The organism is Paraburkholderia sp. TE9906 (assembly GCF_056279605.1).
The window spans coordinates 343,440-367,295 of the sequence record NZ_JBWCCT010000003.1; the positions used below are offsets into that span (position 1 = coordinate 343,440).

Annotated in this window: 21 protein-coding genes and 1 other RNA gene; 9 read left to right on the plus strand and 13 right to left on the minus strand. The window is 64.3% G+C overall.

Translation table 11 applies throughout. The features are described from left to right. Window positions 1-4 precede the first annotated feature (4 nt). From ACZ9H4_RS09305 to surE, 3 genes are read right to left on the minus strand one after another with little or no spacing between them, the layout of a single operon-like run. Window positions 5-934: a peptidoglycan DD-metalloendopeptidase family protein gene (locus ACZ9H4_RS09305; protein ID WP_408143214.1), complete on the minus strand. Its 930-nt coding sequence runs from the start codon at window positions 932-934 to the stop codon at window positions 5-7. Between the two features lie 5 nt (window positions 935-939). Then, the gene (locus ACZ9H4_RS09310; RefSeq protein ID WP_476118864.1) at window positions 940-2,064 is read right to left on the minus strand and encodes a protein-L-isoaspartate(D-aspartate) O-methyltransferase; all 1,125 of its coding nucleotides are present in this window, start codon (window positions 2,062-2,064) and stop codon (window positions 940-942) included. Next, complete coding sequence (gene surE / locus ACZ9H4_RS09315; protein ID WP_408143210.1) at window positions 2,061-2,819, minus strand: 5'/3'-nucleotidase SurE; 759 nt, start codon at window positions 2,817-2,819, stop codon at window positions 2,061-2,063. The genes ACZ9H4_RS09310 and surE overlap by 4 nt, the downstream gene beginning before the upstream one ends. A gap of 242 nt (window positions 2,820-3,061) precedes the next feature. On the opposite strand from surE, the gene ACZ9H4_RS09320 reads away from it, so the two are divergent. Further along, a complete protein-coding gene (locus ACZ9H4_RS09320; protein WP_476118865.1) occupies window positions 3,062-4,036 on the plus strand; it encodes an NADPH:quinone oxidoreductase family protein in 975 nt (324 codons plus the stop codon). A 118-nt stretch (window positions 4,037-4,154) separates the two neighbouring features. Here the strand turns inward: ACZ9H4_RS09320 and ACZ9H4_RS09325 are convergent, their stop codons facing one another. From ACZ9H4_RS09325 to ffs, 8 genes are all read right to left on the minus strand, one after another. Then, entirely contained in the window at window positions 4,155-4,979 is an 825-nt protein-coding gene (locus ACZ9H4_RS09325) for an ABC transporter permease (RefSeq protein ID WP_042323772.1), read from the minus strand. Window positions 4,980-5,071: 92 nt separating this feature from the next. Next, a complete protein-coding gene (locus ACZ9H4_RS09330) occupies window positions 5,072-5,884 on the minus strand; it encodes an ABC transporter ATP-binding protein (RefSeq protein ID WP_121318369.1) in 813 nt (270 codons plus the stop codon). Between the two features lie 151 nt (window positions 5,885-6,035). Then, the gene (locus tag ACZ9H4_RS09335; RefSeq protein ID WP_168668466.1) at window positions 6,036-7,073 is read right to left on the minus strand and encodes an ABC transporter substrate-binding protein; all 1,038 of its coding nucleotides are present in this window, start codon (window positions 7,071-7,073) and stop codon (window positions 6,036-6,038) included. Between the two features lie 201 nt (window positions 7,074-7,274). Continuing rightward, entirely contained in the window at window positions 7,275-8,528 is a 1,254-nt protein-coding gene (locus ACZ9H4_RS09340; RefSeq protein WP_408152563.1) for a CaiB/BaiF CoA transferase family protein, read from the minus strand. A gap of 139 nt (window positions 8,529-8,667) precedes the next feature. Continuing rightward, window positions 8,668-9,264 carry a recombination mediator RecR gene (recR, locus tag ACZ9H4_RS09345; RefSeq protein ID WP_168668462.1) on the minus strand — a complete coding sequence of 199 codons (597 nt, stop codon included), beginning with the start codon at window positions 9,262-9,264 and terminating at the stop codon, window positions 8,668-8,670. A gap of 306 nt (window positions 9,265-9,570) precedes the next feature. After that, window positions 9,571-9,897, minus strand: a complete 327-nt coding sequence (locus tag ACZ9H4_RS09350) for a YbaB/EbfC family nucleoid-associated protein (RefSeq protein WP_007182071.1) — start codon at window positions 9,895-9,897, stop codon at window positions 9,571-9,573. A 67-nt stretch (window positions 9,898-9,964) separates the two neighbouring features. Beyond that, the gene (gene dnaX / locus ACZ9H4_RS09355) at window positions 9,965-12,736 is read right to left on the minus strand and encodes a DNA polymerase III subunit gamma/tau (protein WP_476118866.1); all 2,772 of its coding nucleotides are present in this window, start codon (window positions 12,734-12,736) and stop codon (window positions 9,965-9,967) included. Window positions 12,737-12,975: 239 nt separating this feature from the next. Then, window positions 12,976-13,074, minus strand: an RNA gene (ffs, locus tag ACZ9H4_RS09360) — signal recognition particle sRNA small type. Window positions 13,075-13,515: 441 nt separating this feature from the next. Between ffs and trxA the strand changes: the two genes are divergently transcribed. The 8 genes from trxA to ACZ9H4_RS09400 all read left to right on the plus strand — a co-directional run bounded on the left by trxA (window position 13,516) and on the right by ACZ9H4_RS09400 (window position 22,532). Beyond that, window positions 13,516-13,842, plus strand: coding sequence for a thioredoxin TrxA (trxA, locus tag ACZ9H4_RS09365; protein WP_006048864.1), 327 nt, complete (start codon window positions 13,516-13,518; stop codon window positions 13,840-13,842). A 241-nt stretch (window positions 13,843-14,083) separates the two neighbouring features. Then, window positions 14,084-15,352, plus strand: coding sequence for a transcription termination factor Rho (rho, locus tag ACZ9H4_RS09370; protein WP_006048863.1), 1,269 nt, complete (start codon window positions 14,084-14,086; stop codon window positions 15,350-15,352). A gap of 181 nt (window positions 15,353-15,533) precedes the next feature. After that, window positions 15,534-16,070, plus strand: coding sequence for a MerR family transcriptional regulator (locus ACZ9H4_RS09375; protein ID WP_476118868.1), 537 nt, complete (start codon window positions 15,534-15,536; stop codon window positions 16,068-16,070). After that, the gene (locus tag ACZ9H4_RS09380; protein ID WP_476118869.1) at window positions 16,067-17,623 is read left to right on the plus strand and encodes an MFS transporter; all 1,557 of its coding nucleotides are present in this window, start codon (window positions 16,067-16,069) and stop codon (window positions 17,621-17,623) included. The genes ACZ9H4_RS09375 and ACZ9H4_RS09380 overlap by 4 nt, the downstream gene beginning before the upstream one ends. 15 nt (window positions 17,624-17,638) lie before the next feature. Further along, the gene (locus tag ACZ9H4_RS09385) at window positions 17,639-18,472 is read left to right on the plus strand and encodes a M90 family metallopeptidase (RefSeq protein ID WP_408143195.1); all 834 of its coding nucleotides are present in this window, start codon (window positions 17,639-17,641) and stop codon (window positions 18,470-18,472) included. 306 nt (window positions 18,473-18,778) lie between these two features. Further along, window positions 18,779-19,045: a type B 50S ribosomal protein L31 gene (locus ACZ9H4_RS09390; RefSeq protein WP_168661969.1), complete on the plus strand. Its 267-nt coding sequence runs from the start codon at window positions 18,779-18,781 to the stop codon at window positions 19,043-19,045. A 347-nt stretch (window positions 19,046-19,392) separates the two neighbouring features. Then, window positions 19,393-21,150 carry an ArnT family glycosyltransferase gene (locus ACZ9H4_RS09395; RefSeq protein ID WP_408325942.1) on the plus strand — a complete coding sequence of 586 codons (1,758 nt, stop codon included), beginning with the start codon at window positions 19,393-19,395 and terminating at the stop codon, window positions 21,148-21,150. A 2-nt stretch (window positions 21,151-21,152) separates the two neighbouring features. After that, on the plus strand, window positions 21,153-22,532 hold the full coding sequence (locus ACZ9H4_RS09400; protein ID WP_476118870.1) for an MATE family efflux transporter: 1,380 nt from the start codon (window positions 21,153-21,155) through the stop codon (window positions 22,530-22,532). A gap of 158 nt (window positions 22,533-22,690) precedes the next feature. Here the strand turns inward: ACZ9H4_RS09400 and ACZ9H4_RS09405 are convergent, their stop codons facing one another. Together ACZ9H4_RS09405 and ACZ9H4_RS09410 are read right to left on the minus strand one after the other, a co-directional pair. Next, window positions 22,691-23,125, minus strand: a complete 435-nt coding sequence (locus ACZ9H4_RS09405; RefSeq protein WP_408143190.1) for a carboxymuconolactone decarboxylase family protein — start codon at window positions 23,123-23,125, stop codon at window positions 22,691-22,693. Continuing rightward, window positions 23,077-23,574 carry a MerR family transcriptional regulator gene (locus tag ACZ9H4_RS09410; protein ID WP_476118871.1) on the minus strand — a complete coding sequence of 166 codons (498 nt, stop codon included), beginning with the start codon at window positions 23,572-23,574 and terminating at the stop codon, window positions 23,077-23,079. Before ACZ9H4_RS09410 ends, ACZ9H4_RS09405 begins: the two co-directional genes overlap by 49 nt. Between the last annotated feature and the right edge of the window lie 282 nt (window positions 23,575-23,856).

Below are 23,856 nucleotides of genomic sequence, written 5' to 3' on the forward strand. Positions count from 1 at the left end.
TCGCTTATTGCGGCGGCAAATACTTCAGTGGGTCGACAGGTTTACCCTGACGGCGAACTTCGAAATGCAACATCACACGGTCGGAATCGCTATTGCCCATCTCAGCGATCTTCTGGCCTTTCGTCACCGCGTCTCCCTCTTTTACCATCAAAGCGCGGTTGTGTGCATACGCGGTGAGATAAGTTGCGTCATGCTTGATGATAATGAGATTGCCGTAACCACGCAGCCCATTTCCGGCATAGACCACGCGGCCATCCGCGGAAGCCTTCACCGCATCGCCTGCGGCACCACCGATATTGACACCTTTGTTGGTCGAATCGTTGAACGTGCCGAGCAGAGGACCGCGCACCGGCCACGCAAACGCGACGTTGCCGGATGCGCCATTGGCCGAGTCGCTGGCGGCGTTCGGATTGGCCGGCGGCGTCACGGCCTGGTTGTTCGCAGTCGCGCCGTACAGCGGCGGCACGGCGACGCCGGCTGCGGCGCCCGTCGACGCACCGCCGAGCGGCGCACTCTGCACCGCGCCAGTGCCGCCGATCGGCGCGGTCGAGACACCCGGCGTCAGCCCGGCCGTATTCGCACCCGGCGGCACGACACGCAACAGCTGGTCGACCTCGATCTGATTCGGGTTGGTCAGGTTGTTCCACGTCGAAATATCGCGGTAGTTCTGGCCGTTCTCCAACGCAATCCGGTACAGCGTGTCGCCCGGCTTCACGCGGTAGTAGCCGGGCGGCGGCGGGCCGAGCGGCACGGCCGGCTGCGCGGCCTGGGTGCCGAGTACACCGCCGCCGGAGCGGTCGACGACAGGCGCCTGGTCGAGCCGGGAAGCACAAGCCGTCATCAACAGGGACAAGGCGAGCACGCACACGCTACGCTGGGTTACGGTCATGGGGACATTCAGGCTGGTTCTTTGCATCGCGCGCAACATACTCATCGGTGTCAAATCACTCCGGATTTTAAGGGTACAAAGAAAACGCGATCAAGCCGCGACTCGCGCCATTGCGCAGGCCCGAGGCGCTCGACCAGCGTCAGCACCTGGTTCTGGCCGTCCTGCGAGCCGACCGGCGCAACCAGACGGCCGCCGATCGCGAGTTGTTCAAGCAAGGCCTGCGGCACGTCGAGTCCGGCCGCGGCGATCACGATCGCATCGAACGGCGCCGCCGACGGCAAACCGAGCCGCCCGTCGCCGTAATGCAACCGTATGTTCGGAATACGCAACGGACGCAGATTCGTCTTCGCGCGCTCGGACAGCGGCTTGATGCGTTCGATCGAATACACCTCGCGCGCGACCTGGCTCAGCACCGCCGCCTGATACCCGCAGCCGGTGCCGATTTCGAGCACGTTGGTCAGCGCGCGGCCGGCCGCGGCCAGTTCGATCATTCGCGCGACCACCGAGGGCTTGGAGATCGTCTGGTGATGACCGATCGGCAACGCCGCATCTTCGTACGCCTGGGCCGCGAGGCCCGGGTCGACGAACATGTGGCGCGGCACCACCGACATCGCGTTCAGCACGCGCTGATCGGTCACGCCGTTCGCACGCAGGCGTTCGACCATCCGTTCGCGGACCCGTTCCGAAGTCAGCGCCAATGCGCCGCTCAACGCGACGTTCGGCGCCGTCATGCGCTCGTTGGCGCGGCCGGCGGGTTTGGCGGACGGTGTGGACTGCGCTGCGGTGCGTGCAGTCGGGCTCGGCGTCTGCGCGGCCTTGCCATGTGCGGTCAGTATCGCGGGCCTGGCCGGCGGTTTGATCGATGACGACAGTAATGTCGACGGCGCGGCCTGCGGCTTCGGCTGCGTAATGACTGCCGATTGGACTGCCGATTGGGCTGCGGATTGGCCCGGCGGTCTCGCTTGCGGCACGGCTTGAGCCTTGGGCTGAAGCGCGCTCTGCGCTTTGCCCGGCGTTCTCGCTTGCGGCTTCGCTGGCTGTTGACGCGCATTCAGCGCCGCGCTCGCGGCAAGCGCCGCCGCGCGCACTTCGCCCGGGCGCCCCTCGGGCCGGCGCGGTTCGCGCACCAGGTCCTCGAGGCCGAGCGGAAAACGCTTGGCGCGCTCGCTCGTCATGAAGCGCCGCTGCCGGCGCGCGCCCAGTCGCGCGCCGCGGGCAGCATTTGCGTGTGGGTCAGATCGAGCTGCAGCGGCGTGATCGACACCCGGCCGTTGACGACCGCGTGGAAATCGGTGCCTTCGCTCGCGTCGCGCGCGCTGCCCGACGGACCGATCCAGTAGATCGGCTCGCCGCGCGGGTTGGTCTGGCGGATCACCGGCTGCGATGGATGTCGTTTGCCGAGACGCGTGATATGCCAGCCGTCGAGCTGGTCGTAAGGCAGGTTCGGAATATTGACGTTCAGCAATGGATGCCCGGGCAGCGGCTGCTCGAGATAATGCTTAACGATGTCGGCGGCGACACGGGCCGCGTCTTCGAGATGCACCCAGTCTTTGTCGACGAGCGAGAACGCGATGGCCGGCACGCCGAACATGATGCCTTCGGTGGCGGCGGCGACCGTGCCCGAATAGAGCGTGTCTTCGCCCATGTTCTGGCCGTTGTTGATGCCCGAGACCACCAGATCCGGCGTATGGTCGAGCATGCCCGTCAACGCGATGTGCACCGAGTCGGTCGGCGTGCCGTTCACGTAGTAGAAGCCATTGGCCGAGCGCAGGACCGAGAGCGGCCGCGACAGCGTCAACGAATTCGACGCGCCGCTGCAATTCTGTTCGGGGGCCATCACGGTGACGTCCGCAATCGGCTTGAGCGCTTCGTAAAGCGCAGCAAGGCCCGGCGCCAGGTAACCGTCGTCATTGCTGAGTAGGATTCGCATGCGGCGATTGTAACCGAGGAAAGATGGCACGCGAACGACACGGCAGCCATGCGCGCGCCGTATCCGACGCGCGCGTGCAACGTTTGCGGTGAACGATCTCGGGCCACCCGTCGCCGATGCGCCGCACGCATACCGGTCGCCTGCTGCACGATAAAAACGCACGGTCGTGCTGTTTGTTTTACACTCGGACTGCTTGCGAATGTTTGCGAATGTTTGCGAACCTTGATCGATATGGAGACACGATGCGCGCGATTCGCTGTAATCAATACGGGCCGCCGGAGAGCCTGGTCGTCGACAACCTGCCGGACCTCGTGCCGCCGCCCGGCCACGTCGTGATCGACGTCAAAGCCGCAGCCGTCAACTTCCCCGATGTGCTGATCATCGAAAACAAATACCAGTTCAAACCACCCCTGCCCTTCACGCCCGGCTCGGAAGTCGCGGGCGTCGTGCGTGCGGTCGGCGACGGCGTCACGCAGTTCAAGCCTGGCGCGCGCGTGGTCGCGTACACCGGTTCGGGCGGCTTTGCGCAACAGGCGCTGGCACCGGCCGCGGGCTGCGTGCCGCTCGCGGAAGGCGTCGAGTTCGACGTGGCCGCGGCATTCACGCTCGCGTACGGCACCTCGCATCACGCGGTGGTCGATCGCGGCGCGTTGCAGGCCGACGAAACGATGCTGGTGCTGGGCGCGGCGGGCGGCGTCGGGCTGGCGGCCGTCGAGATCGGCAAGGCGCTCGGCGCGCGCGTGATCGCGGCGGCGTCGAGCGACGAGAAGCTCGCCGCCTGTGTCAAACACGGCGCGGACGCGATCATCAACTACAGCACCGAGGATCTGCGCGAGCGCATCAAGGCGCTCACCGACGGCAAAGGCCCGGACGTGATCTACGATCCGGTCGGCGGCGTGTATGCGGAACCGGCGTTTCGCAGCATCGGCTGGCGTGGGCGCTATCTGGTAGTCGGTTTCGCGAACGGCGAGATTCCGAAGTTGCCGCTCAATCTGACGCTGCTCAAAGGTGCGAGCGTGGTCGGCGTCTTCTGGGGTGACTTCGCGAAGCGCGAGCCGCAGCGCAATCACGCCGCGTTCGAGCAGATGACCGGCTGGATCCGCGAAGGCAAGCTCAAACCGTACGTGTCAGCCCGCTATTCGCTCGACGACACCGGCCGCGCCTTGCGCGATATGGCCGAGCGTCGCGTGATCGGGAAGGTGGTGATTACGCCTTGAGCCGGCGTGCGTTTGATCGATGGTGAAGCGATGCACGATCGAGCGAGCGGCACAAACGAAGACGGCGTGCGGTAGAAACCCGCACGCCGTTTTTTATCGAGCGCCCGCGCCAGCGCGACTACAGTTTCTCGGTGTCGCCAGTCTTCGGCTGCCACTTCATCAAGCGCCGCTCGCCAATCCCGACGATCGCATCGAGCACCAGTGCGAACGCGGTCAATACCAGAATGCCCGCGAACACCGTATTGATATCGAAGGTGCCTTCGGCTTGCAGAATCAGATAGCCGACCCCGCGCGCCGAGCCGAGATACTCGCCCACCACCGAGCCGACGAACGCGAGGCCGACCGACGTATGCAAGCTGGAAAACACCCAGCTCATCGCGCTCGGCAAATAGACGAAGCGCAGCAACTGCTTGCGGTTCGCACCGAGCATGCGTGCGTTCGCGAGCACGACCGGGCTGACTTCCTTCACGCCCTGGTAGACGTTGAAGAAGACGATAAAAAACACCAGCGTCACGCCCAACGCCACCTTCGACCAGATGCCCAAACCGAACCACACGCCGAAGATCGGCGCGAGAATCACGCGCGGCATCGAGTTGGCGGCCTTCACATACGGATCGAACAACGCGCTCGCAAGCGGCGCGAGCGCGAGCCACAGACCGACGCCGAGTCCGAGCGCGGTACCGAGCACGAACGCGAGCACGGTCTCGACCAGCGTGATCCATAGATGCAGATAGATCTCGCCGCCCGTGAACCACTCCCAGATCCGCTGCAACACCTTCTGCGGCTCGCCGAAGAAGAATGCGGCCTTGTTGGGATCGTCGAAATAGAACGCCGGCAGCAGCGTCGGGCTGGTCAGCACGTACCAGAGCACGAAGCACAGCACGAGCAGCAGCCATTGCCAGATCACCAGATTCGCCCGCCTCGGGCGTAACGTCTTCCACATGACTCGGTTTGCCTTGGACGATTGGAACAACGCGCTGAGCCAGGCGCGCATACACGCGTGCGGCACGGCACAGCGCCAGACGACACGCGCGATTAGACCGCGCTCAGTTGCTGCTGATACCCCTTGAGCACTTCATCACGCAGCACGCTCCAGATCTGCGCATGCAGCTCGACGAAACGCGGATGCGCACGAATTTCGGCGACGTCACGCGGACGCGGCAAATCGATCGTGAATTCGCCGATCGGATGCGTGCCCGGCCCCGCCGACAACACCACCACGCGATCGGACATCGCAATCGCCTCGTCGAGATCGTGCGTGATGAACAACACCGCCTTGCGCTTGGCGGCCCACAGGTCGAGCAGTTCGTTTTCCATCAATTGGCGCGTCTGGATATCGAGCGCGGAAAACGGCTCGTCCATCAGGATGATGTCCGGATCCAGAATCAGCGTCTGCGCCATCGCGACGCGCTTGCGCATGCCGCCCGAGAGTTGATGCGGATAGCGATCGCCGAAGCCGCCGAGACCGACGCGCTTTAACCACTCGTCGGCTTTGGCGCGCGCTTGCGGCGCCGGCACGCCTTGAAACGAGAGGCCGGCCATCACGTTGTCGATTGCCGAGCGCCACGGCATCAGCGCGTCGGCCTGGAACATGTAGCCGGCGCGCCGGTTGATGCCGTCGAGCGGCTCGCCGAACACGCTGACCGAACCCGAGGACGGCGTCAGCAAGCCCGCGCCGACGTTCAGCAGCGTGGATTTACCGCAGCCGGTCGGACCGACCACCGAGACGAACTCGCCCGGCGCGATGCGCAACGTGGTGTCCTTGACCGCCGTGTAGCGCTGCGCGCGGTTGTCGCGCGCAGCGAACGTGCAGGTGATGTTGTCGAGCGCCAGGGCGGCTACGGTCATCGTTCAGCTCGCTTGTTCGAAGATCGGTTTGGGTAAGGGGTGGTGTCGTAGCGGCGTCATGGCGGCGCCTTGCGCTCAGAGCGGCGCGGGCGCGGCGAACCCAGCGAACGCCGCGTCTGCGCTGCCTCGCGTGCGCCTGCCCGAGCGCGCTTTACACCTTGACCGTGGTCAGCGCTTTCTTCACGAAGTCGTTGGTCCACGCCTTCGACAGATCGATCGGCTTGCCCTGCACGTTCGGATCGAACGCCTGCAAGGTCTTCAGCGACGTCGCCGGACCATCGGCGGGCATCAGGCCGTCGGGCGACATCGCTTCCTTCACATGCTGCCACGCGTCCAGATACACCGCGCGGTCGCCGAGCAGATAGCCTTCCGGCACCGTGTTGATCAGCTCGCTGCCGGTCGACGCCTGCAGCCACTTGAGCGCGCGCACCATCGCGTTGGTGAGCGCCTGCGTGGTGTTCGGATTCTTCGTGATGAAGCTCTGCGACGCATACAGGCAGCCCGCCGGCATGTTGCCGCCGAACACGCTGCGCGTATCGGCGAGCGTGCGCGTGTCGGACACGACGCGGATCTCGCCCGTACGCTCGAGCTTGGTCATGACCGGGTCGAGATTGGCGATCGCATCGATCTGCCCCGACTGCAGCGCGGCGATCGCCCCGGCGCCCGCGCCCACGCCGATGAACGCGACATCTTTCGCGCTCAGCCCGGCCTTCGCGAGTACGAAGCTCGCCATGATCGAGGTCGAGGAACCCGGCGCCGTCACGCCGATCTTCTTGCCCTTGAGATCGGCAATGGATTTGTAGTTCGGCATCGTCTTCTTCGATACCGCCAGCACGATCTGCGGCGCGCGTCCTTGCAGCACGAATTCGCGGAACATCTGCTTCTGCGCCTGCAACAGCAGCGTGTGTTCGAATGCACCGGAGACCACGTCCGCGCTGCCGCCGACCGCAGCCTTCAATGCCTGCGAGCCGCCGGCGAAATCGGAAATCTCGACGTCGAGGCCTTCGTCCTTGAAGTAATTGCGACGCTCTGCAATCGTCAGCGGCAGATAGTAGAACAGGTTCTTGCCGCCGACCGCGATCGCCACTTTGGTGGTTTCCGGTTTGCCCTGCGCGAAAGCGAGCGGCGAAGCCGCCAGCGTCGCGCCCGCGAGCGCGGCACTACCGGCGAGGAAGGTTCTGCGTTGCATGGTCTGTCGTCTCCGAACTTTTGTTGTGCGGCTTTTTTGAAGCTTTTTTTCGCGGCTGCTCGCGGTTGCGCATGATTGTGCGCGGTTGCCATTCACCTGCTTTTGCAGCCGCTTTTTATCGCTGCTGGGTCTTCTTGTGCGGCGCTCGTGGGCGCCGCGATCGTCTTCCGCGCCGCGCGACTGCTTGCGCCGCGCCAGGCCTCACACTATCTGTTGCGCATGCAGCCTTGCGATGTCGTCAGCATCATAACCTAGCGATTGCAGGACTTCATCGGTATGTTCACCCAGTTCGGGACCGAGCCAGCGCGTCTCGCCCGGCGTCGCCGAAAGCTTCGGCGTGACCGACGGCAGCGTGATTTCCTTGCCGTCCTGCCACTTGAAGCGCTGGATCATCTGGCGCGCCATGAACTGCGGATCGGTGAACATATCCGCCACGCTGTAGATGCGGCCAACCGGCACATCGGCCGCGTTCAGCACCGCGAGCGCTTCGTCGATGGTGCGCGTGGCGAGCCACGCGGCAATCGCGCCGTCGATCTCCTGTGTGCGCGGCACGCGCCCGTCGTTATGCGCGAGCCCCGGATCGTTCGCGAGGTCCTCGCGCTCGATCGCCACCATCAGCCGCTTGAAGATCGGATCGCTGTTGCCGCCGATCACGATGCTGCCGTCGCGGCACGGATACGTGTTCGACGGCACGATGCCCGGCAGCGATGCGCCGGTGCGCTCGCGCACCATGCCGTACACGCCGTATTCGGGCACCACGCTTTCCATCATGTTGAAGACGGCCTCATACAGCGCGACGTCGACGACCTGCCCCTTGCCGCCATTGACCTGCTTGTGATGCAGCGCCATCAACGCGCCGATCACGCCGTGCAGCGCGGCGATCGAATCGCCGATCGAAATGCCGATGCGCGGCGGCGGCAAGTCAGGATAGCCGGTGATATGCCGCAAGCCGCCCATCGATTCGGCGATCGCGCCGAAGCCGGGCCGGTCGCGATACGGGCCGCTCTGGCCGTAGCCGGACAGACGCACCATCACGAGGCCGGGGTTATCCGCGGACAGCACGTCATAACCGAGTCCGAGTTTCTCCAGCAGACCCGGCCGGAAATTCTCGACGACGATGTCCGCTTCTTTCGCGAGACGCCGCACGATCTCCTTGCCCTCTTCGGCCTTCAGATTGATCGTGACGGACTTCTTGTTGCGCGCCTGCACGGCCCACCACAGCGAGGTGCCGCCGACTTCCGGATAGAGCTTGCGCCATTTGCGCAGCGGATCGCCGCCTTTGGGGTCTTCGATCTTGATGACGTCGGCGCCGAACTCACCGAGAAAACGCGCGGCGAACGGGCCCGCGATCAGCGTGCCGAGTTCCAGCACCTTGACACCGGCGAGCGGGCCGCGCGGTGCCTGATTCTGGCCATCATGCGCGGCGCTCGCGTCAGATTCGGGGGTAGCGCTCATGTGTCTCCTTTCTTCTGTTTCTGACCTGCGCGGTTTCAACCTGTGCGGTCATAACGGTTCAGGCTGCGGCCGCGACGCGTGCCCGATGCCGCAGCCGCGCCCGTTGCTTGCGCGGCATGGCGTGCAGGTCGCCGTGGTATTACATCGAACGCCGGTCGAGCATCGCGCGCGCGATCGTGCCGGCGTCGACATACTCGAGCTCGCCACCCACCGGCACGCCGCGCGCGAGACGCGTGACGGCGAGACCGCGCGCCTTGAGCGTCTGCCCGAGGTAGTGCGCGGTCGCTTCGCCTTCGTTGGTGAAATTGGTCGCGAGCACGACTTCCTTGACGACCCCGTCTGAGGCGCGCCTGACCAGCCGGTCGAAATGAATCTCCTTCGGGCCGATGCCGTCGAGCGGACTCAGCCGCCCCATCAGCACGAAATACAGGCCGCGATAGGTCATGGTCTGCTCGAGCATGATCTGGTCGGCAGGCGTTTCGACGACGCACAGCAGCGTCGGATCGCGCTCCTCATCGAGGCAGACTTCGCAGATCTGCGCTTCGGTAAAGGTGTTGCACTTCTCGCAGTGCTTCAGATGCTCAGTCGCGAACAGCAACGAGCGGCCGAGCTTCCCGGCGCCCTCCCGATCGTGCTGCATCAGGTGATACGCCATGCGTTGCGCGGACTTCGGCCCGACTCCGGGCAGCGCGCGCAGCGCTTCGACGAGCGCCGACAAGGCGGAAGGTTGTTTCATGCGGATCGGCGTCGAAGTGAATGATGCCCGTGATGGATGCGGGTCGCGATGCAGTGAATTCGGTCAGGCATTGTCTGCCGGCGCGGTCGTGGCCGGGAGGCCTGCGTCCTCGCGTCTGATGGACGGTTCGAGCGACCGGGCGCGCACCGATGCGAATGGACTGCGCATACAAGTCGCGCGCTGCGCTCAGGCCGCCCGGTTCGCACGTTGCCTTCGCGCGTGCCGCTCGGCGGCGCCGGTTTGTACGCTCCGTTCACGCCGCGGCGGCAGCAGCCGCGGCGCTCACGCGCGTGGCGACGGCGTCGTTCAGAACGGCAGCTTGAAGCCCGGCGGCAGCGGCAGACCCGAAGTCATGCCGCCCATCTTTTCCTGGGCGGTGGCTTCGGCCTTGCGCACGGCGTCGTTGAACGCCGCCGCGACGAGGTCTTCCAGCATGTCCTTGTCGTCGGCGAGCAGGCTCGGGTCGATCGACACGCGGCGCACGTCGTTCTTGCAGGTCATCGTCACCTTCACGAGACCGGCGCCCGACTGCCCCTCGACTTCGATCAGCGCGAGTTGCTCCTGCATCTTCTTCATGTTTTCCTGCATCTGCTGGGCTTGCTTCATCAGCCCGGCGAGTTGGCCTTTCATCATGGACATGCTCCTTCTTGATAGCGTGAAATCTGGAAATCGGGCGCGCTACAGCGGATAGCGCGGCGAATCAGTGGGCCGGCGACGCGCCGTTCGCTGCGGCGTCCGGTGTAATCGGGCGGATCGAGCCGGGCACGATGCTCGCGCCGAACTCGCGGATCAGCGACTGCACGAACGGATCGGCGCCGATCTCGCGCTCCGCTTCCTGCTGACGCTGCGCGCGCATCGCGGCGTCGTGCGCGGCGGCGGTGCGGCGCGCCGCACCGACTTCGACCAGCACCTCGATCTGCCGGCCGAGCCTTTCCGCAAGCGCGGCCTTCAGTTTAGCGACCTGCGACGCTTCCGCGTACTGCGGCACCGGTACATTCAGCTTGAGCGTGTTGCCGTCGAGCGCCATCAGTTCGCTGTTGAACGCGAGCTGATACGAAATGCCCTTGAGCGGCAGATCGACGGCGAGCGCGGGCCAGTCGCCGTTGAAACCCAGCGGGTCGAGCGGCACGGCGGGCGGCAGCGGCCGCGCGTCGACCACCGGCGCGGGCGCGGCCGCTGCCGGGGCGCTTACGCGGACGTCGTCGGGACCGCGGTCGAACACGGGCATGTAGTCGTCGTCGGGCGGGCCGAAATAGCCATCGTCCGATGCCGAGATCGGCACGTAATCGTCGGGCGGCATGTCATCCCACGGCGGCATCGACGCGCCGTTCTGCTCTGCGCCACCGCGCTGAGCCGGCGACGACGGCGCACGGGCGGCCGGCGCGGCATCCTGCTGCTGCGCGCGGCGCGGCGCGCCAGGCGTCGGCACCGGGACGACCACGCGCGGCGCGGCCGGCTTCGGCGCGGCCGGCGCTGCGGGCTTCGCAGCCGCTGCCGAAGTGGCGCGGCCACGGTCCGACGATACTTTCAGACCGGCGCTGCGCAAGACGTCGAGTGCGGCACTCGCACCGCCGGCGCGGCGCGGCGCGGATTCGGCTACGGCCGCTGTTCGTTCGGAGGGCTCTTGTCGTTCGGAGGGCTCTTGTCGTGCGGTTGCGGCTTGCTCCGTGCGGGCGAGCGCGGCAGTTGCCGGTGCTGTGAGCGCGGAGGCTGGCGTCGGGTCGTTGAGAGCGGGCGCGACGGACGCTTCGTTTGAACTCGCGTGGTTGAGGGTGACACTTGCCGCGGCGGCTTCGTTTGCGTTTGCGTTTGCGTTTGCGTCGTCGAAGCGAGCGTTCGTGGCGGGTGGATTGCCCGCTGCGTCGGCGAGGCTCGCATTGGCGGAACCCTCGTTAGAAGCCGCATCGGCAGGCGCGTCGTCCCACGGAGCTAACGCGGGTGGCGCGCTCGCAACAGTGGTGGCGGGTGTAACGCTCGGCGCCGCAACCGCTTCTCCGTGAACCTTGATCGGCTCGGCAACGACTGCCGCCTCGGCGTGAGGTAATTGCAGCGTCGCGGTGTCTTGCGCAGTATTTTCCGACACCGACCGCGCGCTGATTGCATGCGTGGTCTGCTCCCCTGGAGCCGCGGCGGATTCGGCCGCGGCACGCGACATCGCGCCGTTGTCCGCCATCGCGCCACCGGCCTGCGAACCACGAACCGCCAGATTGGCGCCTGCCGCTTCATGCGCGTTCGCTGGCGCACTCATCGGCATCGTCGCAGCCGCCACCGGCGAACCCGACAAGGCTCGCAAAGCCGCCACCGTCGATGCCCCCGCGCGCTTCGCACCGCTAGAATTCGCCGGACCAGCCGCACTCGCCCCACCCGCCGCGCCACCGCCACCGGTAGGCGCGGGCTCGAACGCCAGCATCCGCAGCAGTGTCATCGTGAAGCCGGCGTATTCGTCCGGCGCGAGGCCCAGCTCGTTCCGGCCGATCGTCGCGATCTGATAGAACAATTGCACCTGCTCGGCGCTCAACGCGTCGGCAAAGCGGCGCAGATCGCCGGCCTCGGGCCATTCGTCCAGCACCGACGACGGTGCGAACTGCGCCCACGCGATCCGATGCAGCAAGCTCGCCAGATCCTGCAAGGCTGTCGAAAACGACAGGCTGCGCAATGCCATCTCGTCGGCGACTGCTAGCACCGCTGCGCCGTCGCCGTCCGCGAGCGCGTCGAGCAAGCGGATCAGATAGCTCTGATCGAGCGCGCCGAGCATGCCGCGCACCGCCTCTTCATTCACCTGATTGGCCGAGTAGGCGATGGCCTGATCGGTCAGCGACAACGCATCGCGCATCGAACCGTCGGCGGCGCGCGCGAGCAGGCGCAGCGCCTGGGCGTCGTACGGTACTTTCTCCTCGCCGAGAATGTGCTCGAGATGCGAGACGATATGACCCGCGGGCATCTGCTTCAAATTGAACTGCAGACAGCGCGACAGCACCGTGACCGGAATCTTCTGCGGGTCGGTGGTGGCGAGAATGAACTTGACGTGTGACGGCGGCTCTTCCAGCGTCTTCAGCATCGCGTTGAAGGCGTGGTTGGTGAGCATGTGCACTTCGTCGATCATGTAGACCTTGAAGCGCGCGTCGACCGGCGCATACACCGCGCGCTCCAGCAGCGCCGCCATTTCGTCGACACCGCGATTGCTCGCCGCGTCCATCTCGACATAATCGACAAAGCGCCCCTCGTCGATCTCACGGCATGCACGGCACACGCCGCACGGCGTGGAAGTCACGCCGGTTTCGCAATTCAGCGCCTTGGCGAAGATACGCGACAGCGTAGTCTTGCCGACGCCGCGCGTGCCGGTGAACAGATAGGCATGGTGCAGACGGCCGCCGTCGAGCGCATGCGTGAGCGCGCGCACCACGTGCTCCTGTCCGACGAGCGACGCGAAATCCTTCGGCCGCCATTTGCGTGCGAGAACTTGATAGGTCATCCGGAAATTGTATCAGTAACGATGCCGCTCAAAACCAGCACATGAAGGCGCCTCGCCGCTTCATCGAAACCGGCTAACGGACTGATAGAAAAAAATAGATGGGGCGCGCGAAATACAACCGCGACATGACCGCATGCACCTGAAATGGCGACGCTAAGGGTAAATCACGAGTTCGAAGAGGGTGCGGAGAAACCCGCGGAGACACAAACAGAAGAAACAGACAATGCAAGGAAAAGGAAGGTGACGAGCCCGACCCTCGGCACTGGTGGAAAACGGCTGTGGCTGCTTCGTTCCCGACCTGACCAGATTGACCATCCCTCCATGCGAGGAGGCCCGTCACGAAACATTCTATCACCGCCTGGCCCATCGTGCGACTGTTAATACGAGCAAATCGACCTCGATGCGCGAATCAGGCTCTTTGCTCCTTATAGCAGTCGCCCGGCGCGGGCGTCTGCGCGGGCACTTGAGTTCGCCGCGCCAGCCACCAGATACAGTGCATCGCAGTGATTGGAACGTCGTGGCACTTCACCGGCAGCCGTTGGCCCCACTGCCCCTGATGAGTACTATCGCCCCCGGCAACGCATAGCGAATTAAGCTAAACTGCCGTACGGATGACCCGCATGCGCGTGCCTTGCGCACATTCCAGGAGAAGGCATCATGTTTTCCTGGCGTGTCGACAAGGCTCCGGGTGCGGCAAAGCGAACAGAAGTTTCCTTAGGTTTTGACGTATCGTGGCGAGCAATTCAGGCGGGCCTCGAACCGATAGAGGTATTCATACAATGAGCGAACAAATCAAGCATATTAGCGACGCATCGTTCGAACAGGACGTCGTGAAATCCGACAAACCCGTGCTGCTCGATTTCTGGGCCGAATGGTGCGGTCCGTGCAAGATGATCGCGCCGATCCTCGACGAAGTCGCGAAGGATTACGCTGATCGCCTGCAAATCGCCAAGATCAATGTCGACGAGCATCAATCGACGCCGGTCAAGTTTGGCGTGCGCGGTATCCCCACGCTGATCCTGTTCAAGAACGGCGCGGTCGCCGCGCAGAAGGTCGGCGCATTGTCGAAGTCGCAACTGACCGCGTTCCTCGACGGCAACCTGTAAAGCAAGCGGCGCATAGCGGCGCGCCCGCAGTCCGCGAGACTTGCGAGCGCGTCGAGATGAGCATGTTGTCAGCCGGCAACACGCTCGACAAGAAAGATGCCATGCCGCCACACTGGCGGAAATTGGCCTGTGCTATGCTAGAATCCGCAAAACGTCGAAAAGACGTGTAAGTCCTTGAGCGGTTCCGCTCACTCTCCTCCCAGATTTCATTTCGTCGCACCTTCTCCTGCGGGTTCTCCGTATGCATTTATCCGAGCTTAAGACTCTGCACGTGTCCGAATTGATCGAGATGGCCAATGGCCTCGAGATCGAAAGTGCGAACCGCCTGCGCAAGCAGGAACTGATGTTCGCCATTCTAAAAAAACGAGCCAAAACGGGCGACACGATCTTCGGCGACGGCACGCTTGAAGTGCTGCCGGACGGCTTCGGCTTCCTGCGTTCGCCGGAGACCTCGTACCTCGCCAGCACGGATGATATTTACATCAGCCCGTCGCAAATCCGCCGCTTCAATCTGCATACGGGCGACACGATCGAAGGCGAAGTGCGTACGCCGAAAGACGGCGAACGCTATTTCGCGCTGGTGAAGGTGGACAAGGTCAACGGCCAGCCGCCGGAAGCCTCGAAGCACAAGATCATGTTCGAAAACCTGACGCCGCTGCACCCGAACAAGGTGCTGCTGCTCGAGCGCGAAATGCGCGGCGAGGAAAACGTCACGGGCCGCATCATCGACATGATCGCGCCGATCGGCAAAGGCCAGCGCGGTCTGCTGGTCGCTTCGCCGAAGTCCGGCAAGACCGTGATGCTTCAGCACATCGCCCACGCGATCAAGCAGAACCATCCCGACGTCGTGCTGTTCGTGCTGCTGATCGACGAACGCCCTGAAGAAGTGACCGAAATGCAGCGTTCGGTGGCCGGCGAAGTGATCGCCTCCACGTTCGACGAACCCGCTGCGCGTCACGTGCAGGTCGCAGAAATGGTGATCGAAAAAGCCAAGCGCCTCGTCGAAATGAAGAACGACGTGGTGATTCTGCTCGACTCGATCACGCGTCTCGCGCGCGCCTACAACACCGTCGTGCCGGCCTCGGGCAAGGTGCTCACGGGTGGTGTCGACGCCAACGCGCTGCAACGCCCGAAGCGCTTCTTCGGCGCGGCGCGCAATATCGAGGAAGGCGGTTCGCTCACCATCATCGGTACGGCGCTGATCGAAACCGGCAGCCGCATGGACGACGTGATCTACGAAGAATTCAAGGGCACCGGCAACATGGAAGTGCACCTGGAGCGCCGTCTCGCCGAGAAGCGCGTCTACCCGTCGATCAACCTGAACAAGTCCGGCACGCGCCGTGAAGAACTGCTGATCAAGCCCGAGGTCCTGCAAAAGATCTGGGTGCTGCGCAAATTCATTCACGACATGGACGAAGTCGAGTCGATGGAATTCCTGCTCGACAAGATCCGCCAGACGAAGAGCAACTCCGAGTTCTTCGACATGATGCGTCGCGGTGGCGGCAGCTAAGGCCTTGCGCCGGCATAGCTGCATCGACCGTACTGCATGAAAAAAACCGCTCGTCATCGACGAGCGGTTTTTTTTTCGTCCGCAGAGTTTGCACCCTGAGTCCCGCCTGCGCCCACAACATGAACGTGAACGTACACGTTAGAGTACAATGCGGCCGGTCCGCCCTACCTGTCCATTACTCATGTCGAAGGACTCACCCACCCTGCTGACCGTGCGCGATGCAGCCGAACGCCTCGGGGTCACGCCGCGCACGCTGAAGTACTACGAGGAACGCGGCCTCGTCTCGCCCACCCGCAGTGAAGGCCGCTACCGGCTGTACGACGAAGAGGACCTGAAGCGCTTCGGCCGCATCCTCCGTCTGCGCTCGCTCGGCTTTTCGCTGCAGGGCATCACCGAAATGCTCAAGCGGCCGCTTGAAGCGGTCGACGGTGGCCATCGCTTTTCAACCGAATCGTTGCAGCAGATTCGCGACGCCATCGCACAGCAGGTCGAAGCGCTCGACGCCCATATCGAAACGATGCGCCGCGAACTCAAGGAAGCGCAGAAGCAGCGCGCCGAACTGAGCCCCGATCTCGACTATCTCGAACGACGCCTCGCCGGCGAGAACGCCGACGCGCTGCTCGAGCAACGCCGCCACGCGCTGGCCAAAGCGGCCGGCGCATCGCCTGCCAGGCGCACCAGAAAATCACGCACGTCGGCGCCGGACGAATCGTCATGAACGCCGCCTCATCCCGCGTCGCGCTGTTCAGCGTCGACACGCTGCGCGGCGATTTTTTCCCATGGGTGCTGGCGGTCGTGACCGGCCTCGACTATTTCGACAACGCGATCTTCTCCTTTTTCACCAGCTATATCGCCGGCGGCATCAACGCGTCGCCCGACGAACTGGTGTGGGCCTCGAGCGCCTACGCGGTGGCTGCGGTGCTCGGCATCCTTCAGCAACAGTGGTGGGTCGAGCGCGTCGGCTACCGGCGCTATGTAGCCGGCTGCATGCTGCTCTATTCCGCCGGCGCGGTGGCCGCCGCACTCTGCGAATCGTCGATCGAACTCGCGTTGACGCGCGGCTTTCAAGGCTACTTCATCGGTCCGATGATGGGCACCTGCCGCATCCTGATCCAGATGAGTTTCACGCCGCAGCAGCGGCCGGCGGCCACGCGCGCGTTTCTTTTGCTGATCGTGTTGAGCAGCGCGCTCGCGCCGTTGATCGGCGGCCAGCTGGTCGCGCATTTCGACTGGCGCGCGTTATTCGCGTGCACGGCGCCCGTGGGTGTGCTGTTCGCCGTGCTGGCGCTGCTCGCGTTGCCCGACTCCGGCAACCGTCTGCCCGAAGAGCGCGGGTCGGCGCATTTCTGGCCCTATCTGATTTTCGCGTTCGCCCAGGGCGCGCTGCAGATCGTGATGCAACAGGTACGCTTCCAGCTGTTCAGCGCATCGCCGGGGTTGATCCTGCTGACGCTCGCCGGCCTGGTCGCGCTGGGCTGGTTCATCTATCAGCAGTGGCACCATCCCGCGCCGCTGATGCGCCTGCATGCGCTGCGCGAAAAGGTCTTCCAGGTCGGGCTCGTGCTGTACATGTTCTACTACTACGTCTCAACGGTATTCAGCTACCTGATCTCGCGCTTTCTCGAGAGCGGCCTCGGTTTCCCGGTCGAGAACACCGGGCGGCTGGTCGGCACGACGTCGCTGATTTCCGCGAGCGCGCTGTTCGTCTATCTGCGTTATGCGAAGCTGCTGCCGTGCAAGAAGTGGATCATCGTGCCCGGTTTCGCTGTGGCCGCGTTCGCCGCCGCATGGATGACACGTATGTCGCCGGGCGTCGGCGAAGCGGCGCTGATCGTGCCACTGCTGCTGCGCGGACTGTTGTTGCTGTTCATCGTGTTGCCGGTCGCCAACCTGACCTTCAGAATTTTTGCGATCGAAGAGTTTACGCATGGCTACCGGTTGAAGAACATCGTGCGGCAGTTGACGATCTCGTTCGCCACGGCCTCGGTGATCATCGTCGAACAGCATCGGCAGGCACTGCATCAAACTCGCCTCGCGGAGTTCGTGAATCCGTACAATCCAGTGTTCCAGAACACGCTCACCGCGCTGACGAATAGCCTCGCCGCCGCGGGCCGCACCGCGTCCGACGCGCACTCGCTGGCGATGGTCGAAATCAGCCGGTCGCTCGCGCAGCAGGCAAGCTTTCTGGCCTCGCTGGACGGCTTCTATTTTCTGATTGGCGTAGCGATATGCGGCGGCCTTTTCGCCGCGTGGCAAAAACAGATCGACTAAAGGTTGCATCAGGCCATGCTCTCGAAACTCACTCAATGGTTGGGCACGCGCCGCCGCGACCGCGCGCTGCGCGACTACGCGATCGACGACGCGCTGTGGCAAGCCACGCTCGACGGCCTGCCCTTTCTCGCGCACCTGGACGCCCCGGACCTCGCGCGTCTGCGCGAACTGACCAGCCTGTTCATCGCGCAAAAGGAATTCTCGACCGCGCACGAGTTGGAGCTGACCGACGCGATGACCGTGGCGATCGCCGCTCAGGCGTGTCTGCCGGTGCTGAACCTGAGCCTCGATCTGTATCGGGGCTGGGTCGGCGTGATCGTTTATCCGGGCGAATTCGTGATCCGCAAGACGGTCGAGGACGAAGACGGCGTCGTGCACGAGGTCGAACACGACGCGAGCGGTGAAGCGTGGGAAGGCGGCCCGGTGGTGCTGTCATGGGAAGACGCGCAAATGACCGAAGGCCCGGACGCCTACAACGTCGTGATCCACGAATTCGCGCACAAGATCGACATGCTCAACGGTGAAGCAGACGGCCACCCGCCTCTGATGCGCCGCTGGCACGCACCGCTCGATTCGCAGGCCTGGGCCGACGTGTTCGACCACGCGTACGACCACTTCTGCGCGCAGGTCGACGCGGTGCCGGAGCGCCGCTGGGCGCGTTTCGAGCGCGAATCGTTGATCGATCCATATGCGGCGGACCATCCGTCGGAATTTTTTGCCGTGTGCAGCGAGGCGCTGTTCGTGCAGCCGCACGCGTTCGAGGCGGAGTATCCGGAGTTGTACCGGCTGCTGGCGCGCTATTATCGGCAGGATCCGGCGCGCGTCGGGATGAGCTTCGCGCCGGCCTGACGCGTCGGGCACTTGAGGCCCGGCACCCGCTGGCGAAGGCGTTGCGAGTCGGATTGCCGGCACCGCGCGGCCCCGGAAGTTCCGGCACACGGTGCCCGCGATCGCCCTGGACCGCGGCCACCGCCGGCCAAGGCCACGGCAAACGCGAACGAGCTGCCAGAAAGCTGGCAGAAAAGTCGTCAAGCGACTGATTTTCTGGCATAATCGCCGTTTTTCGACCATAGGCAAGTGGCTCGCGCCTAGATGCGTTTCGCGCTCATTGCGGCTCGCACGCGGGTTGGCTACCGCCAGATTAAAGGAAAGATCATGAAAGAAGGCATTCACCCGAATTACCGCGAAGTCCTGTTCGTCGATATGTCGAACGACTTCAAGTTCGTGACGCGCTCGACCATCCAGACGCGTGAAACTGCCGAATTCAACGGCAACACCTACCCGCTCGCCAAGATCGAAGTGTCATCGGAATCGCATCCGTTCTACACCGGCCAACAAAAGATCATGGACACGGCAGGCCGCGTCGAGAAGTTCAACAAGAAGTTCGGCACGCGCGCTACCGGCAAGGCAGCAGCGAAGTAATACCCGCGTCGTCGCCGGCTTTGGCCGACAGCGAAGCAGCGAAAAAGGGCAGCGTGAGCTGCCCTTTTTTGTCGCCTCGACCGGCACATTGCCTGCGCCCGGTTTGAAGTCCCGCGCGAAGCCGCGTTGATCGCTTCGTGCGTCAGCGCTGGCCTGGGCGGGGATCAACCCTCCGGCGTTCCCCTGCGGGGCCGTGTTACAGCATTCACCACGACGTTGCGGGCCGTTACCGGTCGTGACGCGCATCGCACGGCACGACTACAATGCCGGATGCTTCAGAAGGGCCATGCCGGCCGGACCCGCCGTCCGGTCCTGGCCGCACCGCTTATCCAATTTCCACACACCGCATGAGACCTGTCGTTCGCCTCACTGCCTCTGCGACCAGCGCGCTGCCGCGCTGGCTGCTGCTAGCCATCTGTATCGTCTACGCGTCGTTCGGACTATTCGGCCGCGATCCGTGGAAGAACGAGGACGCAGCCGGCTTCGGTGTCATGTGGACCATGGCGAACGGCGGCGCACACGACTGGCTGCTGCCGAATCTGGTCGGCAAGTACCTGACCGAGGACGGCCCGCTCGGCTACTGGCTCGGCGCCAGTGCGATCCGCGTGCTCGCGCCGTGGGTCGACGCGAGCAACGCGTCGCGCGTGTTCACCGGCCTGCTGTTCTGCGCGGGTTGCGCGTTCGTCTGGTATGCCGCCTACCTGCTCGGCCGGCGCGCTGAAGTGCAGCCGTTCAAGTACGCGTTCGGCGGCGAGCCGGAACCGCGCGACTACGGCCGCACGCTCGCCGACGGCGCCCTGCTGATCCTGCTCGCCTGCTTCGGTCTCGCCGAACGCGGCCACGAGACCACGCCGCAACTCGCGCAGTTCGTCTGTATCGCGATGCTCGTGTACGGCCTGGTGCGCATGATCGACAAGCCGATTCAAGGCGCGGCGATCTGGGGCCTCGCAATCGGCCTCGTCACCTTGGCAAGCAGCCCGGTGCTGGTCGGCGCGCTGCTGCTCGGCACCCTGGCGATGACTCTGATCGTGCGCGAAACGCGCTGCCGCTGGCTGCTGCTGGCCGGTTTGCCGATCGCGCTCGTGGTGGCGGTATCGTGGCCGATCGCGGCGCTCGCCGCCTTCCCCGACGACGCCGTCTGGTATCTGAATCAATGGCTGCACGTCAGCCTGAGTTCGTTCGCCGGGCCGCCCGGCTCGGTCGCCGCGTATGCGCTAAAGAACCTTCCGCTCTTCACATGGCCGGCGTGGCCGCTCGCGGTGTGGTCGTGGTTCAGCTGGAAGGGCTTGCGGCGCGGGCCGCACGTGGCGATCCCACTGTCGGTGATCGGGCCGCTGCTGGTGCTGGTGATCCTGCAGAGCCACCAGTCGAACCGGCTCTACATGCTGTTGCTGCCGCCGCTCGCGGTGTTGGCCACGTTTGCGCTGCCCACGCTCAAACGCGGCGCGATCAACGCGATCGACTGGTTCGCGCTGCTGAGCTTCACGATCCTCGGCAGCTTCGTCTGGCTGGTGTATCTGGCCGGGTTGACCGGTTTCCCGCATCCGCTCGCGCGCAACCTCGCGCGTCTCGCGCCCGGCTTCGCGCCGCAGTTCAAGATCTTGTCGTTCGTGTGCGCGGTCGCGGTGACCCTGTGCTGGTTCATGCTGGTGCGCTGGCGTCTTGCGCGTCATCCGAAGGTCCTGTGGCGCAGCGTGGTGCTCTCGAGCGCCGGCACGACGCTGATGTGGGTGCTGCTGATGACGCTGTGGCTGCCGGTCGTCAACTACAGCCGGACCTACAAGGACGTCGCGCAACAGATCGCCAGCCACCTGCCTGACGACTACACGTGCATCTCGCCAGTGCGCCTGGGGAATGCGCAGATAGCGACCTTCGCCTATTTCGGCGACATGCACTTCTCATTCGACCAGGACTGCGACGTGATCCTGCGTCAGGACTCGCAGGAATACGGCGACCCGAGCGCGCTGCCGGACTACATCTGGAAACTGGTGTGGGAAGGCCGCCGCGTGGCCGACCGCGATGAACGCTTCCGCCTGTACGTGCGGATCGACCGGCCCAAGCCGCCGGTCGTCAAACGCCGCAGCTGGCACAAGAAGCTCGACTGACCATGTTCGCCGACGTACGGAAAATCGCCGCGCTGGCATGGCCCGTATTGATCGGCCAACTGGCGATCATCGCGTTCGGCGTGATCGATACGGCGATGGTCGGCCGTTACTCGGCGATCGATCTGGCCGCGCTCGGCCTCGGTTCGTCGATCTATATCTCCGTCTACATCGGGCTGACCGGCATTCTCACCGCGCTGCAGCCGATCGCCGCGCAACTGTACGGCGCGCGCCACTATACCGAGATCGGCGAGGAAGTGCGTCAATCCTTGTGGCTCGCGCTCGCGCTGACCGTCATCGGCTTTCTGATTCTGTTTTTCCCCGGGCCGGTGCTGCATCTGGCGCGCGTGCCCGACGCGCTGCACGAACGCACGGTCGCCTATTTGCGGATTCTGGCCTTCGGCTTGCCGGCGGGCCTCGCGTTTCGCGTCTACAGTTCGATCACCAATGCGGTCGGCCAACCGCGGCTCGTGATGATCCTGCAGATCGGCGCGCTGCTGCTCAAGTTTCCGCTCAACACCTGGTTCATCTTCGGCGGGCTCGGCGTGCCGGCGCTCGGTGGCCCGGGCTGCGCGCTCGCCAGCACGGCGATCAACTGGGGACTCGCGGTGCTCGGCATGGTGCTGCTCACGCGCGTCGACGTGTTCAGGCCGTTCGCGATCTTCGCCCACTTCTGCTGGCCGGTCTGGCGGCGTCAGACGGCGCAGTTGCGGCTCGGCATTCCGATGGGCCTGTCGTATCTGATCGAAGTCACGTCCTACACGTTCATGGCGCTCTTCATCGCGCGCTTCGGCACGACGACGCTCGCGGGTCATCAGATCGCCGGCAACATCGGCGCGGTGCTGTACATGACGCCGCTGTCGATCGGCATCGCTTCGTCGACGCTGGTCGCGCAGGCGCTCGGCGCGCATCGGCCGGAAGCGGCGCGCACGCTGTCGCGTCACGGCATCATGATGGCGGTCGCGATCGCCTGTTGTTACGGTGCGATCGTGCTGGTGCTGCGGCCGTACATCATCGAAGGCTATACGCCGAATGCGCAGGTCGTGGCGGCAGCGCTGCCGCTGGTGCTGATCGTCGTGTGCTACCACCTGTTCGATGCATTGCAGATCACCACCGCGTTCGTGCTGCGCGCGTACAAGGTGGCAGTCGTGCCGACCGTCATCTATGCGGTTGCGTTGTGGGGCGTGGGGCTGGGTGGCGGATATCTGCTCGGCTTCAACGTAAGCGGCGTCACGCCGGAATGGCTGACCGGCGCGCGCGGCTTCTGGGTCGCGAATACGGCGAGTCTCGCGATTGCCGGTTTTGGTTTGCTGGCGTACTGGCGGGTGGTGAGCAAGCGGTATTTGCGGGCGGAGCTGGTGGGCGTGGTGGATTCGGCGAGCTGAGGGTCTAGCTGGCGGCCGCGCCTCGCTGACCAATACTTCGCGGCTTAGCCGCTCGCGTCCCGTCGACGACACTATCAGAAGCAGACGGTTAGTTGCTTTTTAGCCCACAGAAAAAGCGGCCCCTACAGGCACCACTTGTCCCACCGACGTCACATCGGTTACCCCGCCTCCACTTCCTCAGCCATCTCCCGCAGCCCCGCCTCCCCCGCCCGATCGTGTCGCTCGAAAACCTCACGCGCGGCGAACAACGCGTTCAGCGCCGCCGGGAAACCCGCATAGAGCGCCATCTGCATGAACACCTCGACGATCTCCTCGCGTGTACAACCGACGTTCAACGCCGCCTCGATATGCACTTTGAGTTGCGGCTGCGCACACCCGAGCGTCGCGAGCGACGCAATCGTCGCAATTTCACGCGCCCGCAGATCGAGCTGCGGCCGGCTGTAGATATCGCCGAAACCAAACTCGATCAGTAGCCGCCCGAAATCCGGCGCGATCGGCGCGAGCGCGGCGATCACCTGTTCGCCGGCCGCGCCGTCGATCTCCTTCAGCTTGTCCCAGCCCCGGGTGTAGCGGTCGTTTTGTGCGTAGTCCATGGTGAGTCCTTTTCCGAATGTGAAAGCGATGCGGTCGCACCGCCCTGTCGTGTCGGCTCATCAACCGCGCCGCCGTTGCGCCCGGCCGTCTCGTAGTACGCGATCTTGTCGACGATCGCGCCCAGATTGCTCTGCAATTCGGCGATCCGCGCCAAAACCGCATCCCGGTGCGCCACCAGCTGGTCGCGGCGCGCGCCCATCGTCGGCTGGCCTTGTGCACGCAGCGCCGCGAACGCCTGCATACCGGCGATCGGCATGCCGGTCGCTTTCAGACGCATTACGAAGCGCAGCCAGTCGAGATCGGCCGGCGAATACAGGCGATGCCCCGCCTGCGTGCGCCCGACCTCGCGGATCAGCCCGGCCTGTTCGTAATAGCGCAGCGTATGCGTCGAGACGCCGATCGTTTCGGCCACCTGACCGATGGTGAGTGCGGTTGAGATTTTCGACATGACGGACTCAGGTTAGGACTTCGAGTGCACTCTAAGTCAAGCGCTCACCGCTGTCATGTGTCTGCGGTGTGATTTTTTATAGCGGACGGCATTGAATGGATAAACTCAGAACAGCCTAATGGCTAAGCAAAAGGTTTAAATATTGTGCGGCCTGATTTACTTGTCACGAATCGATCGGTATAAATCGGCGGCGTTCACAAATAAGGGCGCGCGATTTGTTCTATGCTTAGACGCAGCGCCTGCTGACAGGATGCGTCGTCCGTTCCCGGCTTACTTACTTGC